The following is a 26,345-nucleotide window of genomic DNA, read 5'->3' as shown; positions in this document are numbered from 1 at the left end:
CATGCTCCTGGATATTTCATGTTGTCAAGTAAATGGGTACGCTGGTGTGCATGGCCACATCCCGCACGCCCCGCACCGACCCGCTGACCCTGGAGGTCGTCGAGCTGATCGGCTCCGTGGTGAACCGCTACCACGACGAGTACGAGCGGGCCGCGAGCAAGCACACCCTGACCGGAGCCCAGGCCCGGGTCCTCGGGCTGCTCTCCCTCGAACCGATGCCGATGCGGCGGATCGCGCAGAAGCTGAAGTGCGAGCCGTCCAACGTCACGGGCATCGTGGACCGCCTGGAGTCCCGCGGCCTCGTCGAGCGCCGCCCCGACCCGGCCGACCGGCGCGTGAAGCTGGCCGCCACGACGGAGGACGGCAAGCGCACGGCACGCGAACTCCGCGACGGCCTGGACGACTTCGCGCGCGAGCCTCTGGGGACGCTGTCGAGGGAGCAGCGGGTGGCACTGCGGGACCTGCTGAGGCTGATGCTGGACGCGTGAGCGGCCACCTCGGGGACGTGAGCGCCCGGCTCGGGGACAGGTGAGCGCCCGGCTCGGGGGGCAGGTGAGTGCCCTGTTCGGGGAGATGAGCGCCCGGCTCGGGGGCAGGGGAGCGTCGCCACTCGCCTACGTGCACCACCACAGGAACCGGTCGCAGGTCTGGGACGGTTCGGGCTCCGGCTCCGGGGGCTGCTGCGTGGTGGGCGGAGGGGTGGGGCGCTGGGTCGGCGGGCGCTGCGAGGGTGGCGTCGAACTCGGCTTCCCGTCCGGGGACTTGGTGGCTTTGTCCGGCTTGTCGGACTTCTTCGGGGCCTTCGTCGTCGCGTCCGCCTCCGGCGTGCCGGGCGTCGCGGAGGTGGTGCCCGACGGTGCGCGGTCGCTGCGGTCGGCCCGGCCGGTCTCCGCCGCGGTCTGGGTGGGGTGGACCGCGTCCGTGCTTTCCGGGGCGTCCGGCTGCGCGGGGGCCGCGCGGTCCTCGGGCTCGGCGTCGCCGCTCAGCTGGGCCGCGCCCAGACCGCCCGCGACCAGCAGGAACCCGGCGCCGACGACGAGGGCGCGGGTACGACGGCGGCGCCGCTCGGCGTCCCGGCGACGGGCTCGGCCGTCGGCCCGGCGGGAGCGGCGCGGCTCGTCCGGCTCGTCCCCGCGGTGCGCGGCGCCGCCCGCTGCCGCCTCGGCGGCCGCCATCTCCTCGGCGTACCTGCGGCAGGCCTCGGCGGGTGTGCCGCAGCCGGGGCAGGCGAGGGCGCCGTTGAGGTGGCGGCGGCAGGGGTGGCAGTAGTCCATGAATTCGGGAGGCTAGAGGTGCTCCCGTAACGGTTGAGGTAGGTGGTGTGAAGGTTGTGTGCCAAGTCCTGCCGTGGCTGGTCAGCGGCTAGGAGACGTCCCTCGAAGATCGGGAGACGCCCCCGGGGCCCCGTCCGTCGGAGGGCTTGAAATGCCGCCTCTGAGGCGTTGTGCGCGAAGGACCAGTTCCAGTTCGAAGCGGCGGTCCGGGTTGTCGATCTCGTCGCCCCACAGCTCCCGGATCTGCCGCAGCCGGTAGCGGACCGTCTGCGGGTGGACGCCTAGGCGAGCGGCGACCTCGGGGGCGCCGCCGCGGGTCTCCAGCCAGGCGAGCAGGGTCTCGGCCAGGCGGCGGCCGTGGGCGGAGCCGCAGTGGGCGAGCGGGGCGAGGGTGCGGCGGGCCAGGTCGTTGATCAGCTCCTCGGGCTGGAGCAGGACGAGGGCCTCGGTGTGCTCGGCGCAGAACAGCACCTCGCCGCCGGGCAGCAGTCCGCGCTCCATCAGCCGGACCGCGGCCTCCGCCCAGCGCAGCGACTTCGCGGCGTCGACGAGCGGCACGGGCGGCCCGATCGCCCCGGCCCAGCCGGTCATGGCTCGGCGCAGCAGTTCGGGCCGGCCGGCGGCGTCCGGTTCGGGGACGACCATGCGGGGCTGTTCGGTCTCCATGTCGAGCAGGACGTCCTGGCCGACGGCGGGGGCGACGGCCTCGCGGGCCGGGCGGAGCAGGACGCCGACGGCCACCCGCTCGGGCGGTGTCCAGCCGACGCGGGCGGCACGCTCGGCGATCGCCTCGGCGGGGTCGGTGCGGTGCTCGACAAGGAGCAGCTCCATCAACTTCCGCTGCAGGCGCAGCCGTTCACCCGCCTGTCGGGCCGCGGCTTCGGCGTAGCCGCGTACGGACTGGTCGACGAGGCCGTCCAGATACTCGAAGCCCGCTTCGGCGAGTTCGTACATGGCCGGGGGCGGGATCTCGACGAGCTGGCCGATCTCGGCGAGGCGGCGCCAGGCGAGGCGGACGCCGAGCCGGTAGATGGCCTGCAGCGAGTCCAGGCTGCGGCCGTGCAGCCCCTCGCCGCGGCCGAACTCCTGGAAGACCTCCGGGTGATAGCGGGGCCGGTCCTCGGTGTGGGCGACCTGCTGGACGAAGACCTCCAGGGCGCGGCGGATGCCGACGAGCGCCATCGGTTCGCCGGAGTCGTTGAGGACGACGGGCAGATGGGGGTACTCGCGGCGGATCTCGCGCAGGATGTCGTCGGCGAGGCGCGGCACCTCGTCCATGGCGATCTCGGCGAACCGGGCCATCTTCAGCCGGGGCACCGTCCGCCACGCGGAGCGTGCGCTCATGGTGGTCAACGTCCCTGCTGCGCCTGCTCGTAGCTGATCAGGGGTGTGTTGGGCTGCTCCGGTGTGGCGCCCAGGATCGCGACGATGCCGAGGGCGGCGCCGACGGCGAGTGCTGCGGCGCAGAGCGCGGTGAGTGCTGCGGCGAGAAGTCGGTGCATGGCAGGTCAGCCTCTCTGTCGGCGACACCACCCCGCCCAGGTCCTGCCATGAAGGCAGGGCCTACGGCCGCCCCGTCGCCGGGGTCCCCGTCCGGCGACTGCCAGTGTCAAGGGTCCATTGACAGCGCGTCAAGAGTGGGCCTACGGTCCCGGCCCAGGCCCTGTCCGGCGGATCAGGTCGCATCCGGTCGACGTCGACCGTCCGGTCCAGCTGAGCGGGGTCTGAGACCGCCTGTGCTCTCCGCCCTGCCATTCCGGCAGGGCCGGCCCCGTTGACCGCGGGGTCGGGTTCCGTCTGCCGTGCTCCCGTTCACGCAGCTCTCATCCACCACCGCTCCCGCCGCGTCCGCGCCGGTCGAGCGGCCTCTCACCCGCCCTGGAGTGCCCGGATGCGCCGTACCGCCTCGCCTCTCTCGCTGGTCCTCCTCGGGGCCGGCGTCTTCCTGCTCGTGCTCGCCCCGATGCTGGCCTGGTACGTGGAGCCACGGGCCAAGGTCAGCCCCGTCGACATCGACACGGTCACGGTGTTCGAGGGCAAGGGGGCCTACTTCGACACGGACAAGGTCAAGACCGTCGAGGGCGCCGATCTGACGGTGACCCGGCAGGTGCGCGGCGACGTCGCCGACAGCAGCGACGAGCACGCCGTCTGGGACGTGTCCACCTCGGTCGACCCGGACAAGTCGCTGCCCGCGGCCGACCCGCACGACTCGCTGCAGTGGACCACCGAGCGCTGGGTCACCGACCGGAAGACCAACCGCCCCGTGCACTGCTGCGACGAGGAGCCCTACTTCGAGGGCGAGGCCTACCTGAAGTTCCCGTTCGACGTGCAGGAGCGCACGTACCGCTGGTGGGACAACACCCTCGGCGCGACCGTGCCGCTGAAGTTCAGCGGCATGAAGCAGGTCCAGGGCTACGAGGGGCTGCGCTTCACCGGCACCGTGAAGGCCACGAAGACCGGGACGCGGCAGGTGCCGGGGCGGCTCGTCGGGTCGAAGGCGAGCCAGGTCCTCGCCGAGGAGTGGTACGCGAACCACGGCGTGGAGCTGGTCGTCGACCGGCGCACCGGGCGGATCGTGTACGCGCAGATCGGGCCCCGCAAGACGCTGCGCAAGCCGGGCGCGGAGAAGGACGCGGTGGTGCTCCTGGACAGCCGGAAGATCGCGTTCACCGAGGCCACGCAGAAGACCCAGGTGGCCCTCGCGGACAACGACAGCAGCCGGCTGAAGCTGGTCGGCGAGACCGCCCCGCTCGGCGCCGCAGGCCTTGGCCTGGTCCTCGCGGCCATCGGCACGTTCCTGGTCGTACGGGGCCGAGTCCGGCCGGAGGGCGTGGCCGAATCCTCGCAGTGACCGCTGGATTACCGCACGAAGTGATGTGTCGACGGCGGGAACTGGGCGCGAAATTGTCACCTCGGTGAGTAGCCGCATCGAACGCCGGGGCGAAAACTGGCGACCCCCACCCACTCATCACACCGAACGCACACAGCGACACCACAGAGACCAGGCGATCGGCACCACCCCTTACGCACGGCCCCCGCACAGTCCCGCACAGTCCCGCACGGCCCCCGCACAGTCCCGCACGTCCGTCCCGGCACCTTCGTCCCCACAACGTCCGTCCCGGCACCTTCGCCCCCACACCTTCGTACGCACCGCGCACCACCCCGCCCCGTGCGGTCCCGCTCACCCCCACATCAGTTCCGCACCCCGAGACGAGTTGGAGCACGGATGCCCCAGCACGTACCCCCCATGCTGCGCGCCCCGGACCCCCAGGCTGAACCCGAGGACGCTCAGGCCCTCGCCCCCGCGCCGTCCGGCGCCCGTCCCCCGCACCCGCGCCGGATCGTGTTCCTGTCCCGCCGCGACCTCGGCAACCCGGCCGCGGGCGGCTCCGAACTCCTCGTCGACCAGCTCGCCGGGGGACTGACCCGCAGCGGCCACCAGGTGACGCTGCTCTGCGGCGGCCCGGCCGCGTACCGCGACTACCGCGTGGTCTCGGCGGGCGGCGACCTCGGGCACTACCTGAGGGCGCGCTCCGCGTTCACCCGCCAGGTGGGCGACTGTGATCTGCTCGTCGAGGTCTGCAACGGCATGCCGTACCTGGCGCCGCTGTGGCATCGCGGGCCCACGCTCTGCCTCGTCAACCACGTCCACACCGAGCTGTGGGGCATGCGCTATCCCGGCCCCGCCGCCCGGCTCGGCAGGCGCCTGGAGCACTGGGCGCTCGCCGGGGCGCAGCGCGGCAACCTGCTTGTTGCCGTCTCCCCGTCCACGGCCGACGCGCTGCGCGACATCGGCGTGCCCGGCGACCGGATACGCGTCGTGCACAACGGCGTCGACGACCCGGGGCCGCTCGAACCACGCTCCGAGGAACCGCTGTTCCTCGCGATGGGCCGTCTCGTCGAGTACAAGCGCATCGATCTGCTGCTGCGGCTCTGGGAGCGGGTCCGGCCCGTGACCGGCGGCCGTCTGGTGATCGTCGGCGACGGTCCCGAACGCGGCCGGCTCGAACAACTCGCGGGCCCCTCCGTGGAGTTCGCGGGCCATGTCTCGGAGGCCGAGAAGCACCGGCTGCTCTGCGCGTCCTGGCTGCTGCTCCACCCGTCCGCGGTGGAGGGCTGGGGCCTGGTCGTCACAGAGGCCGCCACCCGCGGCACCCCGGCGATCGGCTTCGACGTACCGGGCCTGCGCGACTCCGTCGAGGACGGTGTTACGGGGGTGTTGGCGCGCGGGGAATCATCCTTCGCCGCCGCGTGGTGCGCCCTGACGCTGTCCGCGGAGCGACGCCAGACCATGGGCAAGGCTGCTGCCAGCCGCGCGGCGGACTACCGCTGGGCGAATACGGTGCGCCGGTTCCGTGAGGTGGCGGTTGAGGCTGTCCAGGCGGCGCAACGGTGAGGAACCCGGTGTCAAATTCAGCCTGTCCGGCGTTTGAGGACCGGGGGTCCGGGGGCGGAGCCCCAGCGGCGGCGACCACGGCCGAGCTGAAGGACCCCTCGTTCCGAAGGTCCCTCACCCTGTTCCGCGCGTTCATGCGCGAGCAGACCGACCCCGCCCACACCTACACCCTCCTCGCCCGCGACGCCGCCGACCAGGTCGAGGCGGCGTACGGGCCGGTCGCCGGGCGTACCGTCGTCGATGTCGGGGGCGGGGCCGGGTACTTCACCGAGGAGTTCCGGCGGCGCGGGGCGCAGGCGTACCTCTTCGAGCCGGACGCCGGGGAGTTGGGCGCGGAGCCCGCCGCCGGGACCGTGCGCGCGGACGGGTATCTGCTGCCGCTCGCGGACGGGGTCGCGGATGTCGCGTTCTCCTCGAACGTCCTGGAGCACGTCGACGACCCGGCGACGTTCCTCAGCGAGATGGTGCGCGTCACCCGGCCCGGCGGGCTCATCTATGTGTCGTTCACCAACTGGTACTCGCCCTGGGGCGGTCACGAGTGGGCGCCCTGGCACTATCTGGGCGCCGACCGCGCCGTGGCCCGCTACCGCCGGCGCACCGGCAGGCGGGCCAAGCACACCCTCGGCGAGAACCTGTTCGCCATCCACGTGGGGCCCACCCTCAGGCAGGTGCGGGCCCGTGACGACGTGAGTGTCCTGTCGGCCAGGTCCCGGTACTGGCCGTTCCTCGCGGAGACGGTGCCCAAGGTGCCGGTGCTCCGCGAGTTCGCCACCTGGAACCTTCTTCTCCTTCTCCGGCGGTGTCCATGACCAGCACGGTCCAGGCTCCACAGCTGCCTCCCCAGGCGCCCCGTCCCACTCCGGGTGCCCCGCCGGGGCCGCCCGCGGGGCCACGGTCACGGTGGTGGCTGGTCGGCTTCTGGGCCGTGGCGTTCGTGCTCTTCGTCGCCGCGGCTCCGGGCCGGATGACGTTCGAGACGAAGCTGGGCGTGGCCACGGACCCGTGGCGGTTCCTCGGCGACCTCGGCGAACTCTGGCAGGACCAGGGCGGGTTCGGCGGGATCTTCAACCAGTACGTGGGGTACGCGTTCCCGTCGCTGCCGTTCTACGGGCTCGCGGACCTCGTGCAGCTCCCGGTGTGGCTGGCGGAGCGGCTGTGGATGTCGCTGATCGTCGCCACCGCGTTCTGGGGTGCGCTCCGCTTGGCCGAGCGCCTCAGCATCGGCTCGTCGAAGTCCCGGCTGCTCGCGGCGGCGGCGTTCGCGCTGTGGCCGACGTACACCGTGGTCGTGGGCTCGACCTCGGCGGCGGCGCTGCCGGGTGCCGTACTGCCGTGGGTGCTGCTTCCGCTGACGAACCAGGCGGTGAGCGCGCGGGTCGCGGCGCTCAGGTCGGCGCTGGTCATCCCGTTCATGGGCGGCGTCAACGCGGCGTCCGTGCTTGCCTCGCTGCTGCCGGTCGGCCTGTATCTGCTGTCCCGGCCCGGCGGCGCGCGCAAGCGGAAGCTGATCGCCTGGTGGGTGCCGGGCGTGCTGCTCGCCACCGCCTGGTGGGTGGTGCCGCTGCTCCTTCTCGGCGTGTACGGCGAGAACTTCCTGGCGTACGTGGAGTCCGCGCAGACCACCACCGACACGATGTCCGCGACGGAGACCCTGCGCGGCGCGGGCAACTGGGTGGCGTATCTGCACTTCGGCGAGGCCTGGCTGCCCGCCGGGTGGACCGTCGCCACGGCCTGGCTCGCCGTCCTCGGCTCCGCGTTCGCCGCGGCGCTCGGCCTCGCCGGGCTCGCCCGCCGCGATCTGCCCGAGCGGCGCTGGCTCGTGCTGACCGTCGCGAGCGTCGCGCTGATCACCCTCGCCGGGTACGGCGGCGCGTTCGGGGCGCCCTTCCACGGGGCGGTGCAGTCCCTGCTCGACGGGGTGCTCGTGCCGTTCCGCAACATCTACAAGTTCCAGACGGGCCTCGCGCTCGCCCTCGCCCTCGGCCTCGCGCACCTCGTGGGCGTCGCCGCCGAGGCCCGCGGCGCCCGGCCGGTGCGCGCCCGCCGCTTCGCCCCGCTGATCGCCGCGGCCCTGGTGCTGCCCGGTCTCGTGCTGCCGTACGTGAACGGGTCGATCCTCCAGCCGGGCGCGTTCAAGGAACTGCCGGGTCACTGGGCGTCCACGGCGAGTTGGCTGAAGAAGCACGCCCCCGACTCGCGCGCCCTCGTCGTGCCCGCCACCGCGCACGGCATCTACACCTGGGGCTCGCCCATCGACCAGCCCCTCGACGTGCTCGCCGAGTCCCGCTGGGCGCAGCGCGACTACGTGCCGTTCGGCGCGCCCGGCAACCGCCGCGCGATGGACGCCGTCGAGCAGGCCCTGCAGACCGGCGGCGAAGTCCCGGGGCTGCAGGACTACTTGGGGCGTGCCGGGCTGCACCACGTGGTGGTCCGCAACGACCTGGACCCGGACCAGGTCGGGTACGTGCCGACGGCCACGGTGAAGCGGACCCTGGAGGCTTCCGGGTACGAGCGCGTCACCGGCTTCGGCCCGCAGACCACCGGCGGGCGGATCGCCGACGACACCCCGATCCAGGTCGAGGGCCTCTACCCGCGCTCCCGCGCCGTGGAGATCTACCGGCCCGCCGACGACGTCCGGGAACCCGGCCGGGCGGGCCTGAAGGCCGTCGCGGACACGGCCGTCGTCAGCGGCGGCCCCGAGTCGCTGCTGCCCCTCTCCGCCGACCCGGCGATGCGGAACCGGCCCGCGGTGCTCACCGGCGACCACCACCCGGGCCTCGGCAAGGCCCCGCTGCAGGCGGTCGGGGACGGGCTGCGCCGCGCCGACACGCGGTTCGGCCTCGTCAACGCCAACACGTCGTACACGTACACGCCCGAGGAGCGGAACCACAGCGGGAGCCTTCAGGACCCCGGCAAGGAGCCGAAGCAGATCCTGCCGACCGAAGGCGTGCAGCATCAGACGACGGCCGCGCTGCGCGGCGCGAAATCGGTGACCGCGTCCTCGTCCGGCAACTGGCTGTTCCACCTGCCGCAGTACGACCCGGTGAACGCCTTCGACGGCTCGCCGGACACCGGCTGGGCCGAGGGCAGCGCCGGTTCGCCGAACGGCGAGTGGCTGCGCATCGGCTTCGACAAGGCCACCGACGTACCGGAGCGGATCTCCGTGACGCCGCTGCCGCAGAACGGGGTGCGGCCCGCGCCCACGAAGGTGCGGGTGGAGACCGAACAGGGCAGCCGCGTCAGCCAGTTGCAGCCGAACGGGCAGCGGCAGCGCATCAACGCCCCTGCGGGCGACAGCAGTTGGCTGAAGGTCACCATCCTGGACACCCAGGGCTCGCGGCCCGGCCTGTCCGGGGCCGGCTTCGCCGAGATCACGGTGCCGGACGTGCAGGTCACACGGATGCTCAGCCTGCCCGCCGACGCCCGGGACTCCGACGCGGAGGCCACCCGCTTCTCGCTGCACCGCGCGGCCGACCCGGGCGGCCTCAACCCGTCCGGCACCGAGCCCGGACTGCACCGCCGCTTCACCACGGGCACGCCCGGTGCGTACGAGGTGAAGGCGAGCGCGATCGCGGTCCCGGGGCGCGAACTCGACGAGCTGCTCTACAAGGTGGCGCCGCAGAAGGGCAAGCAGCCGAAGCAGCTGAAGGCGAGCGCCGGCTCGACCGCGCGGATGGGCGCGAACATCTCGCCGCGCAACCTCACCGACGGCGATCTGACGACGGCCTGGATCGCGGGCGGCAGCGGGAAGAACGCGGTGATCCACCTGCACTGGCCGGACAAGCAGCCGGTCGACAGTCTCGTCCTCGCGGCGGCGGGCGGGCTGTCGTCGCGGCCCACGAAGGTGGAGATCAGCTCCCCGGACGGGGCGACGGTCGCCGGGGTCGACGAGAACGGCCAGGCCCGCTTCGATCCGATCACCACCGACCGGCTCGACATCACGGTCACGGAGACGGCCCCGCTGACCCTCTACAACCCGGTCGCCGACGAGAAGCTGCAGCTGCCGGTCGGCCTCACCGAGGTGTACGTACCGGCCCTGGAGGAGTACCGCACGAAGCAGCCCGACCCGGACCGCCGCTTCGAACTCGCCTGCGGCGAGGGCCCGGTGCTCTCCGTCGACGGCACGTTCCACGCGACAAGCGCGAAGGGCACGGTCCGCGACCTCACCGAGCGCCGGCCGATCGAGGTCGCACTCTGCGCGGGCGACGAGAACGACGGCAGCGTCGACCTGGAGAGCGGCACGCATCGCGTGGAGGCCGGGGACGCCGGTCCGCTCGCGATCACCGATGTGACGCTCACCCACGGCACGGTCGCCGCGCCCTCCGAGACGAGCCGCGACGTGTCGGTCGGCCACTGGTCGGGCGACCGCAGGTCCCTGACGGTCGGCGCGGGCCAGGCCTCGTATCTGACGACGTACGAGAACGTCAACGAGGGCTGGAAGGCCACCCTGAACGGCGAGGAGCTGACCTCGGTCAGGCTCGACGGCTGGCAGCAGGGATGGCTGGTGCCGGAGGGCGCCGGGGGTTCCGTGGAGCTGGAGTACGAGCCCGCGGGCAGCTACCGGGCGGGCCTGATCGGCGGCGCCTTCGGGGTGCTGCTGCTCGTCGGGCTCGTGCTGTTCCGGCGCCGGGCCGCCGGGGACGGCCAGGGCGACACGCCCGTGCCGCCCGCGCCCGGGCTGCTGCTCGGCACGGTCGTGCTGACCCTGGTGGGCGTGGTGATCGCCGGGCCGTTCGCGGTGCTCGTGCCGGTGCTCGCCCTGGTCGCGTGGTGGCGGCACACGCTGCTCGTGCCGATCTCGTTCCTGGCGATGGCCGCGGCGGGCGTCACGGCCGCACTCGACACGGGTTCGGCCCCGGTCGCGGGCGTGGGCGCCTTCTCGCCGACGGCCCAACTCCTCGCCCTGACCGGCCTGTTCGCGGCGCTCGTGTCCGTACGGAAGCGGGGCGGGCGGCACCGGAGCGACGGGCGGGAGCCGGCCGCGGAGCCACCGGACACGACGGCCATGCCCGCGCCGCCGCCCCTGCCCCAACGGCACCGCCCCGACCCGGCCACCCCGGCGATGGGCACGCCCACGGCAGGGCCCACGCTCTCCGCCCGCGGCCCCGCCTCCGCACAGGCCGACCCTCCCACGGCCCGGATCGTGCCCCGCAAGCCACGCCTGCGGGCCACGCCGCCCGAACCCGAGTCCGGGGAGGGACGATGACCGCGCTCGACCACCCCTCGGCGCCGCGACAGCACACCGAGACCTCACGTGTGCCGTTCCCCGTGGTGGACGAGATCGCCCGGCACTGTTTGCAGGACGAGGAGCCGGAGACCGTCCACATCGAGGTGCACCTGCCGGGGCGCGTGGACCTGGAGCGGCTGACCCGGGCGTTCACCGAGGCGCTCGGGCGCCATCCGCGGATTCTGATGCGGGAGGCGCCCGGACCCTGGTACCGGCGGTGCTACACCTGGGAGTTGACCACCGGGCCGGACGTGCCGGTGGTCTCCGCCGCGGAGCCCGGCCCGGACGCCCTGGACCGGGCCCGGCGCCGCGCCCTGACCGAGGCACCGCCCCTGCACGCCTCGCCGCCGGTCCGCCTCGACGTCGTACGGGACCCCGAACGGCCGGACGGCTGCGTGCTGTTCCTGGTCATCAACCACACCGCACTCGACGGCCCGGCCTGCCTGCGGGTGCTCGCCACGGCCGCCGAGCTGTACGGCGGCCGGGACAACGCGCCGGCCGCTCCCCCGGTGCGCGCGGACGAGGCCGTGGCCCCCGTGGACATGCCCGGCGGGCTCGCGCGGCCGGCCCACGTCGCGCCCGGCCGCAGCCCCGAGCCCCGGCCCGGCAACGGCATGCTCGTCGCCGAACTGCCCGTGCCGAAGCGGCCGAAGGGCGCCCCGTACACCGTCAACGACCAGCTGATGGTGGCGACGGCGCTGATGATCGCGAACTGGAACCGGGAGCGCGGCCGGGCCCCCCGGCCGATGCGGATCACCATGCCCGTGGACGACCGGCCCAGGGACGCGTCGATGCCCATCGGCAACGGCACCCGGCTTGTCGAAGTCCCCTTCGCGGCCGCCGAGTTGGACCCCGACCGCATACCGGAACTGCTCCGTACGACCTCGCTGCGCACCCGCGCCCTCAAGGCCCTGGACCGTCCGCAGCTCGGCCACGGCGCGGCGCTGCTCACCGCGCCCGTGCTGCCCGTAGGCGTACGGGCCGCGCTGACGCGGGGGCTGCGCCGGGCGGCCGGGCCGTGGACGTCGACGACGCTGCTCAGCAACATCGGCCGCATCCCGTACGCCCTGGACTTCGGGGACGCGGGCCGGGCGGACGCCGTGTGGTTCTCCGCCCCGGCCCGGCTGCCGCGCGGCCTGACCGTGACGACCGCGTCCACCGCCGGACGCCTGCACCTCGCCCTGCGCTGGTCGCGGACGCTGCTCGGCCCGGCGGACGGGGTGCGGCTGCGGGACCTGTTCGCGCGGTACCTGCACGCCACCGAGACCACCGAGGGGGTCGGCCCGTGACCGGCACCCCGCCCGCCGGGCTCCGCGACTTCTACGAGGACCCGGCCGTGCCGGTCGCCTCCGGGGACGCCCGCAGCCTGCGCCAGGCCCGGATGCTCGCCGCCGCCCTCGGCCCGGCCCGCGCCGCCCCCGCCGTGGTCCTGGACGTGGGCTGCGGCGACGGCACCGCGGCCCGCACGGCGGCCCCGCTGCTCGCCGGGCACCGGGTGATCGGCGTGGACTGGTCCCAGGACGCGCTGCGCCGGGCCCGCACCCACCTGTCGGACGTCGTACGCGGTGAACTCACCGACGGCGGGCTCCCGTTGGCGTCGGGCAGCGCGGACGCGGTGCTGTTCAGCGAGGTCGTCGAGCATCTCGTCGACCCGGACAGCGCGATGGACGAGCTGCGCCGGGTGCTCAGGCCGGGCGGGCACCTGATGCTGTCCACGCCGAACCTGGCCGCCTGGTACAACCGCGCCCTGCTGCTCGCCGGGGTGCAGCCGGTGTTCTCCGAGGTGAGCCTGCGCGGCATCCACGGCAGACCCGGCACCGAGGTGGTCGGCCATCTCCGGCTCTACACGGCACGCGCCCTGCGGGAGTTCCTCACCGCCTCGGGCTTCCGCGTCGTACGGATGGCGGGGGCGCCGTTCCACGGGGTGCCGCGGCCGCTGCGGGCGCTCGACCGGCTCGCCTGCGCCCGGCCGGGCGTCGCGTCGATCCTGCTCGTCCACGCCGTCAGGACCTGACATGTGGTGGGGTGTCGCCTCGGCCCTGCTCGCGAACGCGCTCTCCAGCCTCGGCTTCGTCCTGGAGAAGCGGGCCCTCGGCAGGCTGCCGTCGCTGTCCACGCGCCGCCCCCTCGCGCTGCTGCGGCACGTGCTCGGCAGCCCGCTGTGGATCGGCGGCGCGCTCGCCCTGCTCGCGGGCTTCGCCGCCCAGCTGGCGGTCTACCGGACCCTGCCCATCGCGGCCGCGCAGGGCCTGTTCGTCTCGGGTCTGGTCCTGCTGGTGCTCTTCTCCTCCCTCCTGCTCGGCGAACAGACCTCCGGCCGGGAGAAGTACGCGCTGGGCGCGATCCTCGTGGCCCTGCTGATGGTCGTCCTCTCCCTGAAGGAGGGCGCCGACCGCGTCAGCCTGCACGCCCCTGCCTCTCTGGTGCTCCTGGTCTGCGTGCCGTCCCTCGCGCTCGGCGTGTGGCTGTACGCGGCGGCCGAGCGGCGCGCCCGGCGGCCACACCGGCTGCCGACCAACGGCGCCGAGTACGGGGTGGCGGTGGGTCTGCTCTACGGCGTGAGTTCGCTCGCCATCAAGGGGGTCTCCAGCCATCTCACGACCACGGGGCTCGGCGGCGCGATCCGGGAGCTGCTGACGTCCCCGTATCCGTATCTGCTCCTGGTCACGTTCCCGTTCGGCCTGGTGATGTCGCAGGCCGCGCTGCAGCGTTCGCGGGCCTCACTGATCGTGCCGGTGTGCACGACGGTGACGTGCCTGTTCACGGCCGTACTCGGGACGCTCGCGTTCGGCGAGACGCTGCCCGACGACCCGGTACGGCTCGCGCTGCAGCTCGCGGGCACGCTGCTCGCGGTCACGGTCCTGCTCGCCCTGCCCCGCCACGACGAACAGCCGCCGACGACGCCGCCGCCCGGAGTCTCGGCCCCGGGGCCGCCTGGGCCTCGGCCCCCGCTTCGGGCCCTGGCTCCCCCGCCGCCGCCCCGACCCGAGCCCGTACCCAATCGCCCGTTCCCCACCACCACTCCGCTCCCCAACCCCCCACCCACACGCAGGAGTTGACCGATATGACCCCCGACGACCCGCTGCTGAAGATCCTCGCCTGCCCCCTCGACAAGGGCCCGCTGCACCTGCTCGTGGCGGAGGAGGCCCTCTACAACCCGCGGCTGCGCCGCCGCTATCCGCTGGTCGACGGCATCCCGCAACTGCTGCCGTCCTCCGGCGAGCAGGTCACGGACGAGGAGCACGAGCGGCTCCTGAAGCGGATAGCGGAGGAACCCGCGGCTGTGCCGGTCGCGGGCGACGGGGAAAGGGGCGACTCCTCATGACCGTCGCCGCCCGCATCGGCCCCCTCCTCCCCGCCCGGCTCGTCGGCGCCCTCGCGGCCGCCGTGTACCCGCGCTTCGAGCCCGAGCTGGCCCGGCTCGCCGACTTCTGCCCCGCCGACTGCGACACGGCCCTCGACGTCGGCGGCTGGTACGGCCCCTGGTCGCGTCGGCTCGCCGGGCGCGCCCGCCGGGTGATCGCCGTGGAGCCGGTACCGCACCTGGCCCGCGCCCTGGACGCGGCGACGCCCGCCCACGTGCGGGTGGTCCAGGCGGCGGCAACGGACCACTCGGGCACGGCCCACCTCTGGCTCCCGCACAACGACCGGGCCGCGCGCGGCGACCGGGGCGTGTCCTCCCTGGTCCGCCGGGACATCCACGCCCGCGCCCTGGACGTGCCATGCCTGCCCCTGGACGGCCTCGGCCTGCGGGGGACGGGCCGCGTCGACTTCGTGAAGATCGACGTCGACGGCAATGAACTCCCCGTCCTGCGCGGCGCCGCCGAACTCCTGGACCGCGACCACCCGGCCCTGCTCGTCGAGCTGGAGGCCCGCATCCAGCCCACGGCCCCGGTGGTCGACCTCCTCGCCGCCCACGGCTACCGCGGCTGGGTCCTGCCGGGCCGCTCCTGGATCCCCCTGGACACCTTCGACCTCACCACCCACCAGGCCAACACGGCCCACGTGGTACGCCGGGGACTCCTCCGACGGGTCCTCCCGTTCCGGGGCCCGCGGTACGTGAACTCGGTGCTGTTCCTGGCGGGCGGGCGGGGGCCGGGGGCGGGGGCGCAGGGGCGTGGGGCGCATGCCCATTAGCCACCGGGTCCGTTCCTTCCGCGAGCAGTCTGCACGACTGGCACGATGCCGCCCATGAACGATCAAGCAACTCCGGTAGCCCAAGCTCGGGACCTGCTCGAGGACCGTTTCCCGCACGCGCTGGGCTCGGTCCTCGGAGGCTCGGCCGCCCAAGGCCGCGCCACCCCGACCAGCGACTTGGACGTGGCGGTCCTCCTCCCCGACTGGGACACCAGCCGCCGCGAGGTCATACGCCACGACGGCCGCCTGGTCGAGCTCTTCCTGCACACCCTCGCGGACGTACCTGCACACTTCGAGAGGGACCGGGCCCTGCGCCGGGGCACGATCCTGTTCATCTACGACCGGGGCTTGACCTTGGCCGATCCCCACGGCCATGTCTCCCGTACCCGTGACCAGGCACAAGCGGTGCTTGCGGCCGGTCCTCCGCCGCTCACCCCCGCGGAGTGGGACCGAGATCGCTACGTCCTCACCTGCTTCATGGACGACCTGGCCGACGCCTCACCCGCTGACCGATACGAACAACTCGCCCTGGCCGACTTCACCTTGCGCAAGGCCGCAGACCTCCTCCTCGCCCACCACGGCGCCTGGACGGGCATCGGGAAGTGGCTGCCCCGCCGGTTGCTGACCGCTGACCCGGAACGCGGCAAGGCCCTGCTGGACGGTCACCGGGCCATGGCCGAGCACGCGGACCCCGCTTTGTTGACGGCCGCCGCTCAGCAGGTGCTCGACGTTCTCGGCGGACCGCTGCGGGAGGGGTACACCCAACGTTGGCATGCTTGAGGCCTCCGCTTCCTCAAGGCCTTATCCGCCCCCCTCCTCACCGCCAGGCACGATGTGGGCGGCGGACTCCTGCTGCGTAGAAGACTTGGCGTGTTGAGTGCCACAGTCGGCGTGCTCAGGTGACGTATTCCAGGTCGGTCAGGGCCGCTTCCCTGACCGTTTCCGTGAGCACCTTGGGATCGAGACGTTCGAGGTACGCAATGAGCACCCGCCGTACGGCAGAGAGCTGTCGGGTGAGCGCCGGTCCGCAGAGCTCCTCAGGTCGGACGATGCGCCGCAGCTCCGGGTCCTCGATCGCGGAGGCGATGAGTTGTTCAGCGAGCCAGATCGGGGTGCGCTCCCGGATGGCGAACGTGAGATGCACGCTCGGCCCGAACCCCTCCGGCACGTGAGGGTTGTGGACCCAGCCACGCGGGACGAGGAGTGACTGGCCGGCCTTCAGGTCGAAGGACAGGTCAGGTCCGGCCGATTCCCAGTTGTCGATGTAGCCGCTCTTCCAGACGCGGAAGGACTCGTTGTGCGTGCGCATCGGGGCCTCGACGGTCGGACGCCAGAGGTGCCAGCGCTTGACGCCGGCCAGCTGGACGATCACGGCCATCTGCTGATCCCAGTGGTGGCGCAGCCCTTGCTGCCCGCCCGGAGTGAGGAAGGCGTGGATGTAGTTCGAGTAGCCAGTCTCGTACTGGATGGCCTTCGACAGCTTCGCCAGATACGGGATGATGCGCTGGAGGTTCCCGATCCGGAGGGTGAAGCCCTGCTCCATCAGGCGCTGGAGTTTGGCGGCGTCGGTGCGTCCGTAGTCGTCCATGAACGCCTTGGGGTTCAGCGACGGGTTCGGGGCTTTCACGGCGGCGAGTTCAGCGGCCGGAAGGCACCCGGTGGTGATGTGGTCGTTCAGCATGGCCGCGCTGACGTTTGCCTCCAGCTCGCCGGGTCGGCGCTCGTACAGGCGTGGTTCGTCGGGCCATCGGGTCCGTAACTCCGTTGCCCCGTGTTCGGGCAGGATCACAGCGAGCGACACTCGTTCCTCCGTCAGTTCGGCGGGCAGGGGCAGGGCAGGGACTTGTGGAAGAAGTTCGGGCAGCAGACCACGGCATACGACGCGATGGTCTGCCCGCGCAGCCAGTAGGCCCACACGACGTCGACACCGCGCGGCAGGGCGTCCCGCGCGTAGGCGGTCTTCACCTCGTGGCCGACGTAGGCGGTCGCGCCGTCGGGGCTTTCGAGGGGCGGGTGCTGCTTGTAGGTGTCGGTGAGCCAGGCGATGGCATCGCCCACGTGGGTCCAGGTGCGCTCCCTGACGGCCTGGGCCGGGCGCATCAGCCAGAGCCCCGTCATCAGTGGCGGGACGCGGGACTGGATGAACTCGACGTGCGCCCCGCTCAGGTCCGCAGGACGGCGGACGGCTTCGTTCGCGTACGACTTGCCGTCGCCGACCCAGGGGCCGAAGCCGTGCCAGTGCCCCTGCCATGGAGCGTTGTTGGGCCATGACTGGTGGTCGTAGGTGTTGTTCACGGGCGGGTTCTCCCCTGAGGGGTGCCCGGCCGCATCCGCACGGCCGGGCATGGTCGAGCGATCAGGCGGACAGGTTCAGGCCGCGCTCGCGGGCGTAGCCGAGGACGAAGTCGTCAACCTCCTGAGTGGTGAAGCGCAGCTCCTTGCCGTCATCCTGCGGCTTGCTGTCCTGCATCACGACGATGTCGTCGGCGCGGGCGTAGGTGACGCAGGACTCGTGCTCGGACTGGAGGTTGCCGCCGCAGTGCTTGCGGAACTCCAGGTTCGTGAGGGGCTGCGCGTACAGATCGGTCATGTGGTTCCTCCTGTTTTGGTCAACGGTGCGCGGCACCACCCGTGCAGGGGCCGGCCGGGCACCTCGAGGGTTTGCCGCCCCGCGGACGGCGGTACATCCCTCCGTTGCCTCGCAAGGGAACGGAGGGATTGGGCCCGCTCCCTTCCCGGCCGGGTTCAGGGCGGGAGAGGCGGGAGTTGAGGGGCCGGGGCCGGGCGGCGTACGTCGGCGTACGCGCCGTCGGGCCGGGAGCTCAGGGCCGTGTGACGACCTGATAGATCAGCGCGCTGAAGGAGACGATCACCATGGCTACGAGCAAGACGGTGACGAGGGCTTCGCCGAGGTTCCGGCGGCGGTTGCGGTCCACGGACGCTTCCCGCAATAGCAGGGCGCGCCGGGCGGTTCGACGGCGACGCTGCGACCGCAGTTGCCGCAGCATCACGGCAGGGTAGTCCTTCACCCGCTGCCGCCCGTGTGGAGCTCGGGGCAGACGCATCGCGCGTGCCCCGGGTCGTCGCAGTGGGCGCAGGCCTGCACGTGCTCGATCGGTTCATAGTCGACCAGACGCACCTCGAACTGGCACCACATCGAGGTCGGGACCGGGGCGAGGCCTCGGCGGGGGCGGCATAGGTCTGGCATCACAAAACCTCCCCTTCTCGCCGCTGCGCGATCTCCAGGAACTGACCCGTGATCCGGGAGAGTTGCCGCAGGTGCTCGACCTGTCTCAGTGTCGGATCGTCTGGCTCCGGAGCACGCAGCACGAGCGCGACGGCGTCGCACCGCAACTGTCGTCGATCGGCAGGGTCGCGAGCACTCGTCGCGATGGCCGTACGCAGGGCGTTGAGGTATCCGGACAGCTCGCGAATCTGGGCACGGACCACATCTCGTGCCGGTACGCGCCCACCAAGACCGGCGTCCTGGGTGACACCGATGAGGGCGCGCACCTCCACGAGACTCGGCGCAGACGCCTGCGTCGTCGCGGACGCGCGGTCGACGTTGTCACCAGGCCTGTCGAAATGAATTGCTGATGATGCGGGTGCTTCGGGCATCCTCGTCCCCCTCTGTCGCCGGTGCGGACAGACAGATGGTGATCCCGTTCGAGGGGCCCAAGTGACACACCGTGTGTCACCGGCTCGACCTGCTAGCCCGGTTCAGATGGCACCGATCCACTCGACAAACTTGGTCAGAGACTCGGCATCGGCTCGTTTCAACCGCCGGAGCGTGGCCGCGTCTTCACGTGCCCAGGGGTGTTCACGGGTGTGCTGCGGGGCGATGCTGCGGGCTACCTGCAGTGACTTGAAAGCGTCATCTACGAGACCGGACCAGAGCTGCGCACGTGCCAGTTCGATGTAGAAGCCGCTGCTTCGCTCGGTGGGGAGGGAGCGGGGAGGTACCCATGACCGGGCAACGTCGAGTGCGCCCTGCACGTGGTCGCCGCCGAGGCTTACGGCGACCGATACCTGGTGGATGCGGACGCTGTTCGGACCGAACGCAGTCCCGTCGTACACGCCCTCACGAACCCGGTCACCAAGAGTGCGCGCTTCGCCGATGTGAGTGTCAGCGGCGTCGGGATCACCTGCTCGGCCCGCGATGACGGCAGCACGCATGTGCAGTGCGCCGCGTGCAGCCGCTGCCATGTCGTCGACGGGGGCCGGCATCTGGTCGAGTGCCCGTTCCATGGCGCGCAGCCCGGGGAGGTAGGAGCGAGCGGCCAAGAACGTCTCGCCTCGCACGTAGGCAACAGTGGCGTTCAAGAGAGGGTCTTCGGCCTGCGTGGCAGACCAGCGCATGAGCTCGACGAGACGGGCGGAAAGGTCGTGTGCCCCGTACTTGTACGCGACAGCGTCCGCGGAGCGGTAGGCGGTGGTGAGGAGGCGTGCCGGCTCGGGGTGGCCCTGGCCGATGTGGAGGGCTCGGGCCAATTCGGCAAGGAGCGCTGGAACCCGGTGGGCAATGGACGTGTACTGGGCCGACAGACGCCAGCCTGTGGCCTCCCCGACGGCGACTCGGAGTTCGGCCGGAGAGCGGACCGGCCCGTCATCGGGCATGTCGTAGGCCGCGATGGCAGCGGACAGATCCGGTAATGCGTCACGGACCCGGCTGTCGGGTCGTGACTGCCCGGTGAGAATGCGTGTCGGGTCGATACCGAAGGCGGCAGCGATGGCGTCAAGGGTGTCATCGCCCGGCATCCTGCTCCCTTGCTCGATCTTGCGGAGCATGCTGAGGGACATGAACGCAGCACGTGCGAGTTCTGCCTGAGTCATCCGGCGGGCACGACGTAAAGCGGCAACCCGCTCCCCCACCTCGCGCATCGTTGAAGCGGGCATCCTGGACTCCGTTCGGTGCGGCCTGCACGAACCGTACAGGCGCGGTGACACACCGAACTCATAGGTCGCTCCACCCCCAACTCTCAGTTGTGGCGGTCGCATTGACACTCAGACTGCGCAGACCTCGGCGAGCTCATCGAGGGAGTCGATCCGCCAGTCAGCCGCAGCGTTCACCTCGGGGTCGTCTGCCCACAGGTATCCCCATGGGCCGCGTCGCAGGTGTGCCGCGCGGAGCCCTGCCTTCTTGGCGGGGTAGAGGTCGTTGGCCGGGTGATCGCCGACATAGAGAGTCTCGTGCGGAGCCGCGGCAGAGACGTCTAGTACACGATCGAAGAACCGCTTCGACGGCTTCGCGCACCCCCACTCGCCGGATGTGGCGATCAGGTCGACGGGCAGGTCGAGGGCCCGCAACAAGTCACCGACCCTGGGCGTCTGGTTTCCTGCGACGACGACGCGAATGCCGAGTGTGCGGAGCGCCGAGAGGGCAGGCCGAACGTCGTCGTACAGGTCGACCTCTTCGAGGATCTCCCCGCGCCCTGCCGCCTCACGCGCCTCGTACTCGGCGCGGATGTCGATGCCAGGACGTACGAGCCTCAGGGCGTCGGCATTGTCTCGGCCCTGGGCGGTGACGGCACCGACGAGCGCGGCGAGCGTGTGCCTGGGGACGCCGAGCCAGTCTGCCCAGCGAGACCAGTAGCGGTCGTCCCGGACCAGCGTCTCACCGATGTCGAACACGATCGTCTCAATCATCGGGGAGCAGCCTACGGGCACATGGCGCGTGCGCCTGTCTGGTTATCCTCCGTCCTGGCAGGGGCCTCTCGGGAGCCGACCGTACGCGACGATGTTTCCCCGAAAACGGTGAAGCGTTGGCTGGACGATGAGTCCCAGCCGCACCGCCAGAGCCGTATAGACGCCGCGAGGGCACTGGGAGTGGACGAAGAGATGCTGTGGCCTCAAGCGGTGACCAACCGCATCAAGACGGGGGCGGATCGGGAGATCATCCGGACGTACCCATATCGGTCGGCAGCCCCCTCTACGCTGTGGGGCGAGCTGGTAGCCGGCGCCAAATCGGATACTTTCCTTGCGGGCTACACGAACTACTTCTTCTGGACTCAACAGCCGCACTTCAACGACACACTTCGCGAGAAAGCCGCAGGCGGCTGCCGTATCCGCGTTCTGCTCGGTGACCCGGAGTGTCAGACCACGCGAGACCGGGAAGCAATCGAAGCCGTGGCGCTGACCGTCTCCACCCGTATCCGTATGACACTGGATGAACTGGCACGACTCGGCCCACTGGATAATGTCGAGGTGCGGTTCAGCGCCCCTGAAGACGCTGTCAATCACGTTTCGCTTTCGACGTTCCGCTTCGACAATGACGCCCTGGTGACGCCCCATCTGGCACGCCTGGTGGGCCACGACTCCCCACTACTGCACCTGCGCAGGGCTGACGCAGGCGGCATGTTCGACCGCTTCGCGGAATCCTCCGAAGAACTGTGGAGCCGTGGCCGACCGGTCTAGGCCGCGGGCATCAGCGGGACTACGTCAGCCAGCGCTCTGGTCAAGGCCCCCGGGAGGTGGCCGTAGGCGACGATGGTCCTCATGCCCACCCCCTCCCCCTTCGCCCCCCTCGACTTCCAACTCGTCCTCCTCCGACGCATGGCCGACCACAATCCCGGTCTCGTCGAAGACGCACGGCGGGAACTCGGTGTGTCCGTCGGCGAGATGCGGGAGGCCAACCGGCGTTGGCAGGCGATGTGTCGGGCACCGCGCTCCCGGTCCGCCGCCGCCCGCTACCGCTCGGTCCTCGGTACGCCGCAGACGATCCGCCGCACCATCGGCGACCTGGAGTGCGAGGCGCTGCTCTGGCCGGTGCCGCTCTGGCCCGAGTTGCGGTTCGAGGTGCTGCTCGCCCCGACGGGCGCGGTCTGGAACGAGTGGCTGATCCGCGCCCCCGGCACCCCCGCCCCGCCCCTGCACACCCTGACAGACCTCACCCCCTGGTCCTGCACCGTCGACGAGGCCGCCCGCGCCTTCCCTCCGGCCCGCCCCCTGGAGGGCTCGGCGCCGACCCGCTGGGGGTTGCTCATCTCCGCACCGGAGGAGGAGGGCGGTGAACCGCGGCCGCTGGTGGCCGAGTTCACGTGGGGGTTGCTGCAGCGGGTGTCCCGCCCGTAGCGGCGTTGCTTCGGGGCGACGTGGTCCCCTACGCCCTGGGGCACCGTCCGGTCGCCGCGCAGGTCGTTGCGCGGAAGGCGGTTGAGAAGAGGCTTGCGTGGGCTGAGCGGGCTCGGGTAGCAAACGTCAGTGCCACCCATGAACGACAAGGAGTCAGGACGCGTGAGTTCTCCCCATCCGGCGCTCTTCCCGGCGCTCATCCCGGACCTCGTCGCGGGCGTCGAGCGGCCCGCGCTGCGCTTCGGCGAGCGGTGTATGACGTACCCGGAGCTCGCCGCGGCCGCCGGGGCCCTGGCCGGCGGGCTCGAGCGGGGCGGGCGGGTCGCGGTGTGGGCCACGGCGACGGTGGAGACCGCGGTCGGCGTGCTCGCGGCGCTGCTCGCCGGGGTGCCCGCCGTGCCGCTGAACCCGAAGGCCGGCGGGCGGGAGCTGGAGCACATCGTCCAGGACAGCGCGCCGGTCGCCGTCCTCGCCGAGCCGGACGCCGAACTCCCGGACGTGCTGGCCGAGTTGGACCGTATCGACGTACGCACGGAAGCCCCCGTACCGGGGCCGCCGCTGCCGCCCGAACCCGACCCGGACTCCGCCGCGTTCGTCGTCTACACCTCCGGCACCACCGGCTCGCCGAAGGGCGCCGTGCTGCCGCGGCGCGCGCTCGCCTCGACCCTGGACGCGCTCGCCGACGCCTGGCAGTGGACCGCCGACGACGTCCTCGTGCACGGACTGCCGCTCTTCCATGTGCACGGGCTGATCCTCGGCGTGCTCGGCCCGCTGCGGCGCGGGGGCGAGGTGCGGCACCTCGGCCGGTTCTCGACGGAGGGTGTGACCCGTGAACTCGCCTCCGGGGCCACCATGCTGTTCGGCGTGCCCACGATGTACCACCGCATCGCCGAGGCCCTGCCGGGCGACCGCGCCCTCGCCAAGGCACTGTCGGGCGCGCGCGTGCTCGTCTCCGGTTCGGCTGCGCTGCCCGTGCACGACCACGACCGCATCACGGCCGCGACGGGCTGCCGCGTCATCGAGCGGTACGGCCTGACGGAGACCCTGATGAACACCAGCGTGCGGGCCGACGCCGAGCCGCGCCCCGGCTCCGTGGGCCTGCCGCTGCGCGGCGTCGAGCTGCGAATCGTCAACGAGGCAGGCGAGGCGGGCGCGCCGGCCGCCGACCCGGACGAGGTGGGCGAGATCCAGGTGCGCGGCCCGAACCTGTTCACCGGTTATCTGAACCGGCCCGAAGCCACGGCCGAGGCGTTCACCGACGACGGGTGGTTCCGCACCGGCGACATGGCGGTGCGCGACCCGGACGGGTACGTACGCATCGTCGGCCGCAAGGCCACCGACCTGATCAAGAGCGGCGGGTACAAGATCGGCGCGGGCGAGATCGAGAACGCGCTGCTCGACCACCCGGGCGTCCGCGAGGCCGCGGTGACCGGCGAGCCCGATCCGGACCTCGGCGAGCGCGTCGTCGCCTGGATCGTCCCGTACGACCCCGAACGCCCGCCGAGCGCGGCGGAGTTGACGGACCACGTGGCGTCCCAGCTCGCCCCGCACAAGCGCCCGCGCGCGGTCCGCTACCTGCCGGAGCTGCCCCGCAACGACATGGGGAAGGTCATGAAGCGGGCCCTGAGGCAGAAGGACTGAGGAGCCCGCCCGCCACCCGGAACGTTGCCCGTGGAAACGAACAGGGGAGCAGGCGTTCCCTGGAACAGGTGATCGTTGCCGCTGAGATTGCATCGGACCTGAGTGACCAACGATGCTTACGGAGCGCAAGCAACGGGCTGCAGACCGTTATTGCGAGTCCCGAGCGCATGGGTCCCTCATGCGCGACACACGTAACACAAGGAGAAGCACCACCATGAACTTCCTCACCGACCTCCTCGCCGGCGTCGTCCACTTCGTCGGCTGGCTGGTCTGACGCGGAGCGCAGTACGCCTCTGACACGGGGCAGTACGCCTCTGACGCAGAGCGAAGCAAAACGCGGCGCCGTCTCCCCTCGTCCCAAGGGGAGGCGGCGCCGCCGCGTTGTCCCGCCCAACGGCCTTCCGCAACAATGTAGTTGATCCACGCAGTACACGGACGGGACCACGGGGGGCTCAACACATGGACAGCTTGGTGGAGTTCAAGGCGGCGGACGGCGCGCAGGTCGTCGTCGCCGTCGCCGAGGACGAGTTGGCGGGCGGCGCCCGGCTCGCCGCCCGCGGGGACGGCGGCGCCGTGCAGGCGACCCGTACGTTCGAGAACTCCCTGGAGGGTGCCCGCGCGGCCGCCGAGTCCGCGCTGCGGGTGTTCCGGGACGGCAGCCTCCGGCCGGACGCCGTGGAGATCGAGTTCGGCGTGAAGCTGACCGCGGAGGCGGGTGCCGTGATCGCCAAGTCGGCGGTCGAGGGGCACCTCGTCGTCAAGCTGTCCTGGGCCCCGCAGCCGGAAGCGGGGCAGGACCGAGAACCGCGCTCCGCATGAGCAACGCCTCCTGGCACGCCCGCATCGCCTGCGGGAACGAGGTGGGCGGCGGCTTCCTCGTGTCCGAACGACACGTGCTGACCTGCGCCCATGTCGTCGCCGCACATGCCCGGGCCGACGGCGTGCGCGCCCCGGCCGACACCGCACACACCCCGGCCGACAGCGTGCCCATCACGGTCACGTTCCCGGAGGCCCTGGGCACGTTCACCGCCACGGTCGTCGCGGACGGCGGCTGGGCGGGCGCCGTCACCGACCCCGGCGACCTGGCCGTGCTCGCCCTGGACCGGCCCGCGCCGGTCAAGCCCGCCGAGTTCGCCCCGCCCGCCGCCGCGTACGGCACCCCCGCCCCGAAGCTCCTCGTGCACGGCTTCCCGCTGCACTACGACGAGGGCCGCATCGCCGAATGCCGGGCCACCGCCGACCAGTTGATCGCGGGCGAGTGGGTGCAGCTGGAGGCGTGGAGTTCGTACGGGCAGGCGCTCGCGCCCGGTTTCAGCGGCGCGGCCGTCGTGCGCGCCGACACCCACCAGGTCGTCGGGATGGCCGTGGCCTCCGACCGGGACCCGCGCGTGCGCGGCGGCCGGATGCTGCCCGCGACGGCCCTCGCCCGGTACTGGCCGCCGCTCGGCGACCAGATCCCCACACCGCGCTACGAACCGGAGGACAAGGAGCAGTTGCGCGCCCTGATCGCACGGGCCGAGGCCGCGGGCGCCGAGTGCCGTCCCGAGCAGCTCTACCGCGAAGCCGTGGGCCGACTCGGCCCGCCGCTGCCGCCGAACGGCTTCGGCTCGCTGTGGGAGGCGGCCTGGTACGTGCTCTCGGAGGTCCGGGACCCGGAGGCCGCCGCCCGCTTCGCGGCCCGGCTCGCGGATTTCGCCGACGGCGACGCGGAGGCCCGGGAGCGGCTGCGCCGCTGGCCGCCCAGCTGGGCCAGGACCGCGCCCGCCCCGGTGCGGTCCGAGGCGAGGGGAAGCGGCCGGCCGTGGGAGTCGGTCCTGGTGGAGATCGACCACAGCGGCGCCGACCAGGGCCGGTTCATCGTCTCGGTGTCGCTGTGCCGCGACGGCGAACGGCATCCCATCGGTGAGCGTTCGCTGCCGCGCGCCGAGGTGCGGTCGTACGCCCTGGAGCGGATCGGTGCGGCGTACCGGCTGATCGCGCCCGGCGCGGACGAGCTGATCGCGTTCGCGCTGCCCAAGAAGTGGATCAACCAGCCGGTGCACGCCTGGGAGCGCAGCAAGGAGGATCCGACGCCGCTCGGCTGGTTCGCCCCCGTCGTCGTCATGGACCTGGCGCGCCGCCGGGACGCGATGCTGCAGCACCGCCTGCACCAGTCCTGGCGCACCCTGGACACGCGCACCGGCGCCGAGCTGCACCGCGTGGAGTGTGGCAGCGACCAGGAGCAGGTGCCGCTCACCCAGGCCCTGCGCCGCGGCACCGCCGTACTCGGCTTCGCCGCCCCGCCCAAGGCGCCGCGCGCCCAGAAGCAGTTGAAGGCCGGGCTCAACGCGCCGGTGCCGGTCATCCTGTGGCCGCACACCGGGTGCAAGGGCGGCCACGACAGCGCGGGCCCGTGCTCCGGCACGTCGTTCCTCGACACCCTCGGCGACTATCTCGAAAGTCGTACGCCCGCTGAACTCCCGTACGAGATATGGCAGTTGCGGCAGTCCTCCGACCAGGCAGGCCAGGAGTGGGCCCGGCACCTGACGCTCCTCTGGGAGGATCCGCGCTGCTTCCCCGACCCGGCCGCCGCCTTCGGCCGCTCACCGGTCGGCTAGCC

At 72.2% G+C, this 26,345-nt stretch carries 26 protein-coding genes; 16 read left to right on the top strand and 10 right to left on the bottom strand.

Annotation, left to right across the window (positions count from 1 at the left end):
• The first annotated feature begins 50 nt into the window (after positions 1-50).
• Positions 51-488, top strand: coding sequence for a MarR family transcriptional regulator (locus RCO28_RS01720; protein WP_308939092.1), 438 nt, complete (start codon positions 51-53; stop codon positions 486-488).
• A gap of 126 nt (positions 489-614) precedes the next feature.
• Here the strand turns inward: RCO28_RS01720 and RCO28_RS01715 are convergent, their stop codons facing one another.
• From RCO28_RS01715 to RCO28_RS01705, 3 genes are all read right to left on the bottom strand, one after another.
• Positions 615-1,274 carry a hypothetical protein gene (locus RCO28_RS01715; RefSeq protein WP_308939091.1) on the bottom strand — a complete coding sequence of 220 codons (660 nt, stop codon included), beginning with the start codon at positions 1,272-1,274 and terminating at the stop codon, positions 615-617.
• Between the two features lie 81 nt (positions 1,275-1,355).
• A complete protein-coding gene (locus RCO28_RS01710; protein ID WP_308939090.1) occupies positions 1,356-2,618 on the bottom strand; it encodes a helix-turn-helix domain-containing protein in 1,263 nt (420 codons plus the stop codon).
• A gap of 5 nt (positions 2,619-2,623) precedes the next feature.
• Positions 2,624-2,776 carry a hypothetical protein gene (locus tag RCO28_RS01705; RefSeq protein ID WP_308939089.1) on the bottom strand — a complete coding sequence of 51 codons (153 nt, stop codon included), beginning with the start codon at positions 2,774-2,776 and terminating at the stop codon, positions 2,624-2,626.
• A 389-nt stretch (positions 2,777-3,165) separates the two neighbouring features.
• Here RCO28_RS01705 and RCO28_RS01700 point away from each other — a divergent pair, with 389 nt between their 5' ends.
• The 10 genes from RCO28_RS01700 to RCO28_RS01655 all read left to right on the top strand — a co-directional run bounded on the left by RCO28_RS01700 (position 3,166) and on the right by RCO28_RS01655 (position 15,814).
• Positions 3,166-4,125: a DUF3068 domain-containing protein gene (locus tag RCO28_RS01700; RefSeq protein ID WP_308939088.1), complete on the top strand. Its 960-nt coding sequence runs from the start codon at positions 3,166-3,168 to the stop codon at positions 4,123-4,125.
• Positions 4,126-4,500: 375 nt separating this feature from the next.
• On the top strand, positions 4,501-5,670 hold the full coding sequence (locus RCO28_RS01695) for a glycosyltransferase family 4 protein (protein WP_308939087.1): 1,170 nt from the start codon (positions 4,501-4,503) through the stop codon (positions 5,668-5,670).
• 86 nt (positions 5,671-5,756) lie between these two features.
• A complete protein-coding gene (locus RCO28_RS01690; RefSeq protein ID WP_374991092.1) occupies positions 5,757-6,479 on the top strand; it encodes a class I SAM-dependent methyltransferase in 723 nt (240 codons plus the stop codon).
• The gene (locus RCO28_RS01685; RefSeq protein WP_308939085.1) at positions 6,476-10,876 is read left to right on the top strand and encodes an alpha-(1->3)-arabinofuranosyltransferase family protein; all 4,401 of its coding nucleotides are present in this window, start codon (positions 6,476-6,478) and stop codon (positions 10,874-10,876) included. Before RCO28_RS01690 ends, RCO28_RS01685 begins: the two co-directional genes overlap by 4 nt.
• Positions 10,873-12,186, top strand: a complete 1,314-nt coding sequence (locus RCO28_RS01680; protein ID WP_308939084.1) for a condensation protein — start codon at positions 10,873-10,875, stop codon at positions 12,184-12,186. Before RCO28_RS01685 ends, RCO28_RS01680 begins: the two co-directional genes overlap by 4 nt.
• Positions 12,183-12,911, top strand: coding sequence for a class I SAM-dependent methyltransferase (locus RCO28_RS01675; RefSeq protein ID WP_308939083.1), 729 nt, complete (start codon positions 12,183-12,185; stop codon positions 12,909-12,911). Before RCO28_RS01680 ends, RCO28_RS01675 begins: the two co-directional genes overlap by 4 nt.
• Position 12,912: 1 nt before the next feature.
• Positions 12,913-13,956 (top strand): DMT family transporter, encoded by a 1,044-nt coding sequence (locus RCO28_RS01670; RefSeq protein ID WP_308939082.1) that lies wholly within the window; start codon positions 12,913-12,915, stop codon positions 13,954-13,956.
• A gap of 5 nt (positions 13,957-13,961) precedes the next feature.
• Positions 13,962-14,222 carry a Trm112 family protein gene (locus tag RCO28_RS01665; protein ID WP_308939081.1) on the top strand — a complete coding sequence of 87 codons (261 nt, stop codon included), beginning with the start codon at positions 13,962-13,964 and terminating at the stop codon, positions 14,220-14,222.
• Positions 14,219-15,034, top strand: a complete 816-nt coding sequence (locus RCO28_RS01660) for an FkbM family methyltransferase (protein WP_308939080.1) — start codon at positions 14,219-14,221, stop codon at positions 15,032-15,034. The genes RCO28_RS01665 and RCO28_RS01660 overlap by 4 nt, the downstream gene beginning before the upstream one ends.
• 54 nt (positions 15,035-15,088) lie before the next feature.
• The gene (locus RCO28_RS01655) at positions 15,089-15,814 is read left to right on the top strand and encodes a nucleotidyltransferase domain-containing protein (RefSeq protein WP_308939079.1); all 726 of its coding nucleotides are present in this window, start codon (positions 15,089-15,091) and stop codon (positions 15,812-15,814) included.
• Positions 15,815-15,929: 115 nt separating this feature from the next.
• Here RCO28_RS01655 and RCO28_RS01650 read toward each other — a convergent pair whose 3' ends face one another.
• The 7 genes from RCO28_RS01650 to RCO28_RS01620 form a co-directional block, all read right to left on the bottom strand.
• Positions 15,930-16,835 (bottom strand): JmjC domain-containing protein, encoded by a 906-nt coding sequence (locus RCO28_RS01650; RefSeq protein ID WP_308939078.1) that lies wholly within the window; start codon positions 16,833-16,835, stop codon positions 15,930-15,932.
• A gap of 11 nt (positions 16,836-16,846) precedes the next feature.
• On the bottom strand, positions 16,847-17,329 hold the full coding sequence (locus tag RCO28_RS01645; protein WP_308939077.1) for a hypothetical protein: 483 nt from the start codon (positions 17,327-17,329) through the stop codon (positions 16,847-16,849).
• 61 nt (positions 17,330-17,390) lie between these two features.
• On the bottom strand, positions 17,391-17,624 hold the full coding sequence (locus tag RCO28_RS01640; protein WP_308939076.1) for a DUF397 domain-containing protein: 234 nt from the start codon (positions 17,622-17,624) through the stop codon (positions 17,391-17,393).
• Positions 17,625-17,856: 232 nt separating this feature from the next.
• Positions 17,857-18,042: a hypothetical protein gene (locus tag RCO28_RS01635; RefSeq protein ID WP_308939075.1), complete on the bottom strand. Its 186-nt coding sequence runs from the start codon at positions 18,040-18,042 to the stop codon at positions 17,857-17,859.
• A 199-nt stretch (positions 18,043-18,241) separates the two neighbouring features.
• Positions 18,242-18,652: a hypothetical protein gene (locus RCO28_RS01630; RefSeq protein ID WP_308939074.1), complete on the bottom strand. Its 411-nt coding sequence runs from the start codon at positions 18,650-18,652 to the stop codon at positions 18,242-18,244.
• A gap of 102 nt (positions 18,653-18,754) precedes the next feature.
• Complete coding sequence (locus tag RCO28_RS01625) at positions 18,755-19,930, bottom strand: helix-turn-helix transcriptional regulator (protein ID WP_308939073.1); 1,176 nt, start codon at positions 19,928-19,930, stop codon at positions 18,755-18,757.
• Positions 19,931-20,038: 108 nt separating this feature from the next.
• Positions 20,039-20,680 carry an HAD family hydrolase gene (locus RCO28_RS01620; protein WP_308939072.1) on the bottom strand — a complete coding sequence of 214 codons (642 nt, stop codon included), beginning with the start codon at positions 20,678-20,680 and terminating at the stop codon, positions 20,039-20,041.
• A 180-nt stretch (positions 20,681-20,860) separates the two neighbouring features.
• Here RCO28_RS01620 and RCO28_RS01615 point away from each other — a divergent pair, with 180 nt between their 5' ends.
• The 5 genes from RCO28_RS01615 to RCO28_RS01595 all read left to right on the top strand — a co-directional run bounded on the left by RCO28_RS01615 (position 20,861) and on the right by RCO28_RS01595 (position 26,343).
• A complete protein-coding gene (locus RCO28_RS01615; RefSeq protein WP_308939071.1) occupies positions 20,861-21,448 on the top strand; it encodes an XRE family transcriptional regulator in 588 nt (195 codons plus the stop codon).
• Positions 21,449-21,520: 72 nt separating this feature from the next.
• Positions 21,521-22,105 (top strand): hypothetical protein, encoded by a 585-nt coding sequence (locus RCO28_RS01610; RefSeq protein ID WP_374991074.1) that lies wholly within the window; start codon positions 21,521-21,523, stop codon positions 22,103-22,105.
• A gap of 138 nt (positions 22,106-22,243) precedes the next feature.
• The gene (locus RCO28_RS01605; RefSeq protein ID WP_374991073.1) at positions 22,244-23,746 is read left to right on the top strand and encodes an acyl-CoA synthetase; all 1,503 of its coding nucleotides are present in this window, start codon (positions 22,244-22,246) and stop codon (positions 23,744-23,746) included.
• A gap of 459 nt (positions 23,747-24,205) precedes the next feature.
• A complete protein-coding gene (locus tag RCO28_RS01600; RefSeq protein ID WP_308939069.1) occupies positions 24,206-24,565 on the top strand; it encodes a CU044_2847 family protein in 360 nt (119 codons plus the stop codon).
• A complete protein-coding gene (locus RCO28_RS01595) occupies positions 24,562-26,343 on the top strand; it encodes a trypsin-like peptidase domain-containing protein (RefSeq protein WP_308939068.1) in 1,782 nt (593 codons plus the stop codon). The genes RCO28_RS01600 and RCO28_RS01595 overlap by 4 nt, the downstream gene beginning before the upstream one ends.
• The last annotated feature ends 2 nt before the right edge of the window (positions 26,344-26,345 follow it).

It is taken from the genome of Streptomyces sp. LHD-70 (assembly GCF_031157275.1).
In the GTDB taxonomy this organism is placed as follows: domain Bacteria; phylum Actinomycetota; class Actinomycetes; order Streptomycetales; family Streptomycetaceae; genus Streptomyces.
This window is presented reverse-complemented; position numbering and strand designations above follow the sequence as displayed.

Bases quoted from the DNA above. Each gene is read 5' to 3' on its own strand.
- RCO28_RS01595 (WP_308939068.1), top strand. From the start codon at position 24,562: ATGAGCAACGCCTCCTGGCACGCCCGCATCGCCTGCGGGAACGAGGTG.
- RCO28_RS01655 (WP_308939079.1), top strand. From the start codon at position 15,089: ATGAACGATCAAGCAACTCCGGTAGCCCAAGCTCGGGACCTGCTCGAG.
- RCO28_RS01625 (WP_308939073.1), bottom strand. From the start codon at position 19,930: ATGCCCGCTTCAACGATGCGCGAGGTGGGGGAGCGGGTTGCCGCTTTA.
- RCO28_RS01720 (WP_308939092.1), top strand. From the start codon at position 51: ATGGCCACATCCCGCACGCCCCGCACCGACCCGCTGACCCTGGAGGTC.
- RCO28_RS01705 (WP_308939089.1), bottom strand. From the start codon at position 2,776: ATGCACCGACTTCTCGCCGCAGCACTCACCGCGCTCTGCGCCGCAGCA.
- RCO28_RS01665 (WP_308939081.1), top strand. From the start codon at position 13,962: ATGACCCCCGACGACCCGCTGCTGAAGATCCTCGCCTGCCCCCTCGAC.
- RCO28_RS01685 (WP_308939085.1), top strand. From the start codon at position 6,476: ATGACCAGCACGGTCCAGGCTCCACAGCTGCCTCCCCAGGCGCCCCGT.
- RCO28_RS01640 (WP_308939076.1), bottom strand. From the start codon at position 17,624: ATGACCGATCTGTACGCGCAGCCCCTCACGAACCTGGAGTTCCGCAAG.
- RCO28_RS01700 (WP_308939088.1), top strand. From the start codon at position 3,166: ATGCGCCGTACCGCCTCGCCTCTCTCGCTGGTCCTCCTCGGGGCCGGC.
- RCO28_RS01660 (WP_308939080.1), top strand. From the start codon at position 14,219: ATGACCGTCGCCGCCCGCATCGGCCCCCTCCTCCCCGCCCGGCTCGTC.
- RCO28_RS01670 (WP_308939082.1), top strand. From the start codon at position 12,913: ATGTGGTGGGGTGTCGCCTCGGCCCTGCTCGCGAACGCGCTCTCCAGC.
- RCO28_RS01610 (WP_374991074.1), top strand. From the start codon at position 21,521: ATGGTCCTCATGCCCACCCCCTCCCCCTTCGCCCCCCTCGACTTCCAA.
- RCO28_RS01605 (WP_374991073.1), top strand. From the start codon at position 22,244: ATGAACGACAAGGAGTCAGGACGCGTGAGTTCTCCCCATCCGGCGCTC.
- RCO28_RS01695 (WP_308939087.1), top strand. From the start codon at position 4,501: ATGCCCCAGCACGTACCCCCCATGCTGCGCGCCCCGGACCCCCAGGCT.
- RCO28_RS01710 (WP_308939090.1), bottom strand. From the start codon at position 2,618: ATGAGCGCACGCTCCGCGTGGCGGACGGTGCCCCGGCTGAAGATGGCC.
- RCO28_RS01620 (WP_308939072.1), bottom strand. From the start codon at position 20,680: ATGATTGAGACGATCGTGTTCGACATCGGTGAGACGCTGGTCCGGGAC.
- RCO28_RS01715 (WP_308939091.1), bottom strand. From the start codon at position 1,274: ATGGACTACTGCCACCCCTGCCGCCGCCACCTCAACGGCGCCCTCGCC.
- RCO28_RS01600 (WP_308939069.1), top strand. From the start codon at position 24,206: ATGGACAGCTTGGTGGAGTTCAAGGCGGCGGACGGCGCGCAGGTCGTC.
- RCO28_RS01635 (WP_308939075.1), bottom strand. From the start codon at position 18,042: ATGCTGCGGCAACTGCGGTCGCAGCGTCGCCGTCGAACCGCCCGGCGC.
- RCO28_RS01680 (WP_308939084.1), top strand. From the start codon at position 10,873: ATGACCGCGCTCGACCACCCCTCGGCGCCGCGACAGCACACCGAGACC.
- RCO28_RS01630 (WP_308939074.1), bottom strand. From the start codon at position 18,652: ATGCCCGAAGCACCCGCATCATCAGCAATTCATTTCGACAGGCCTGGT.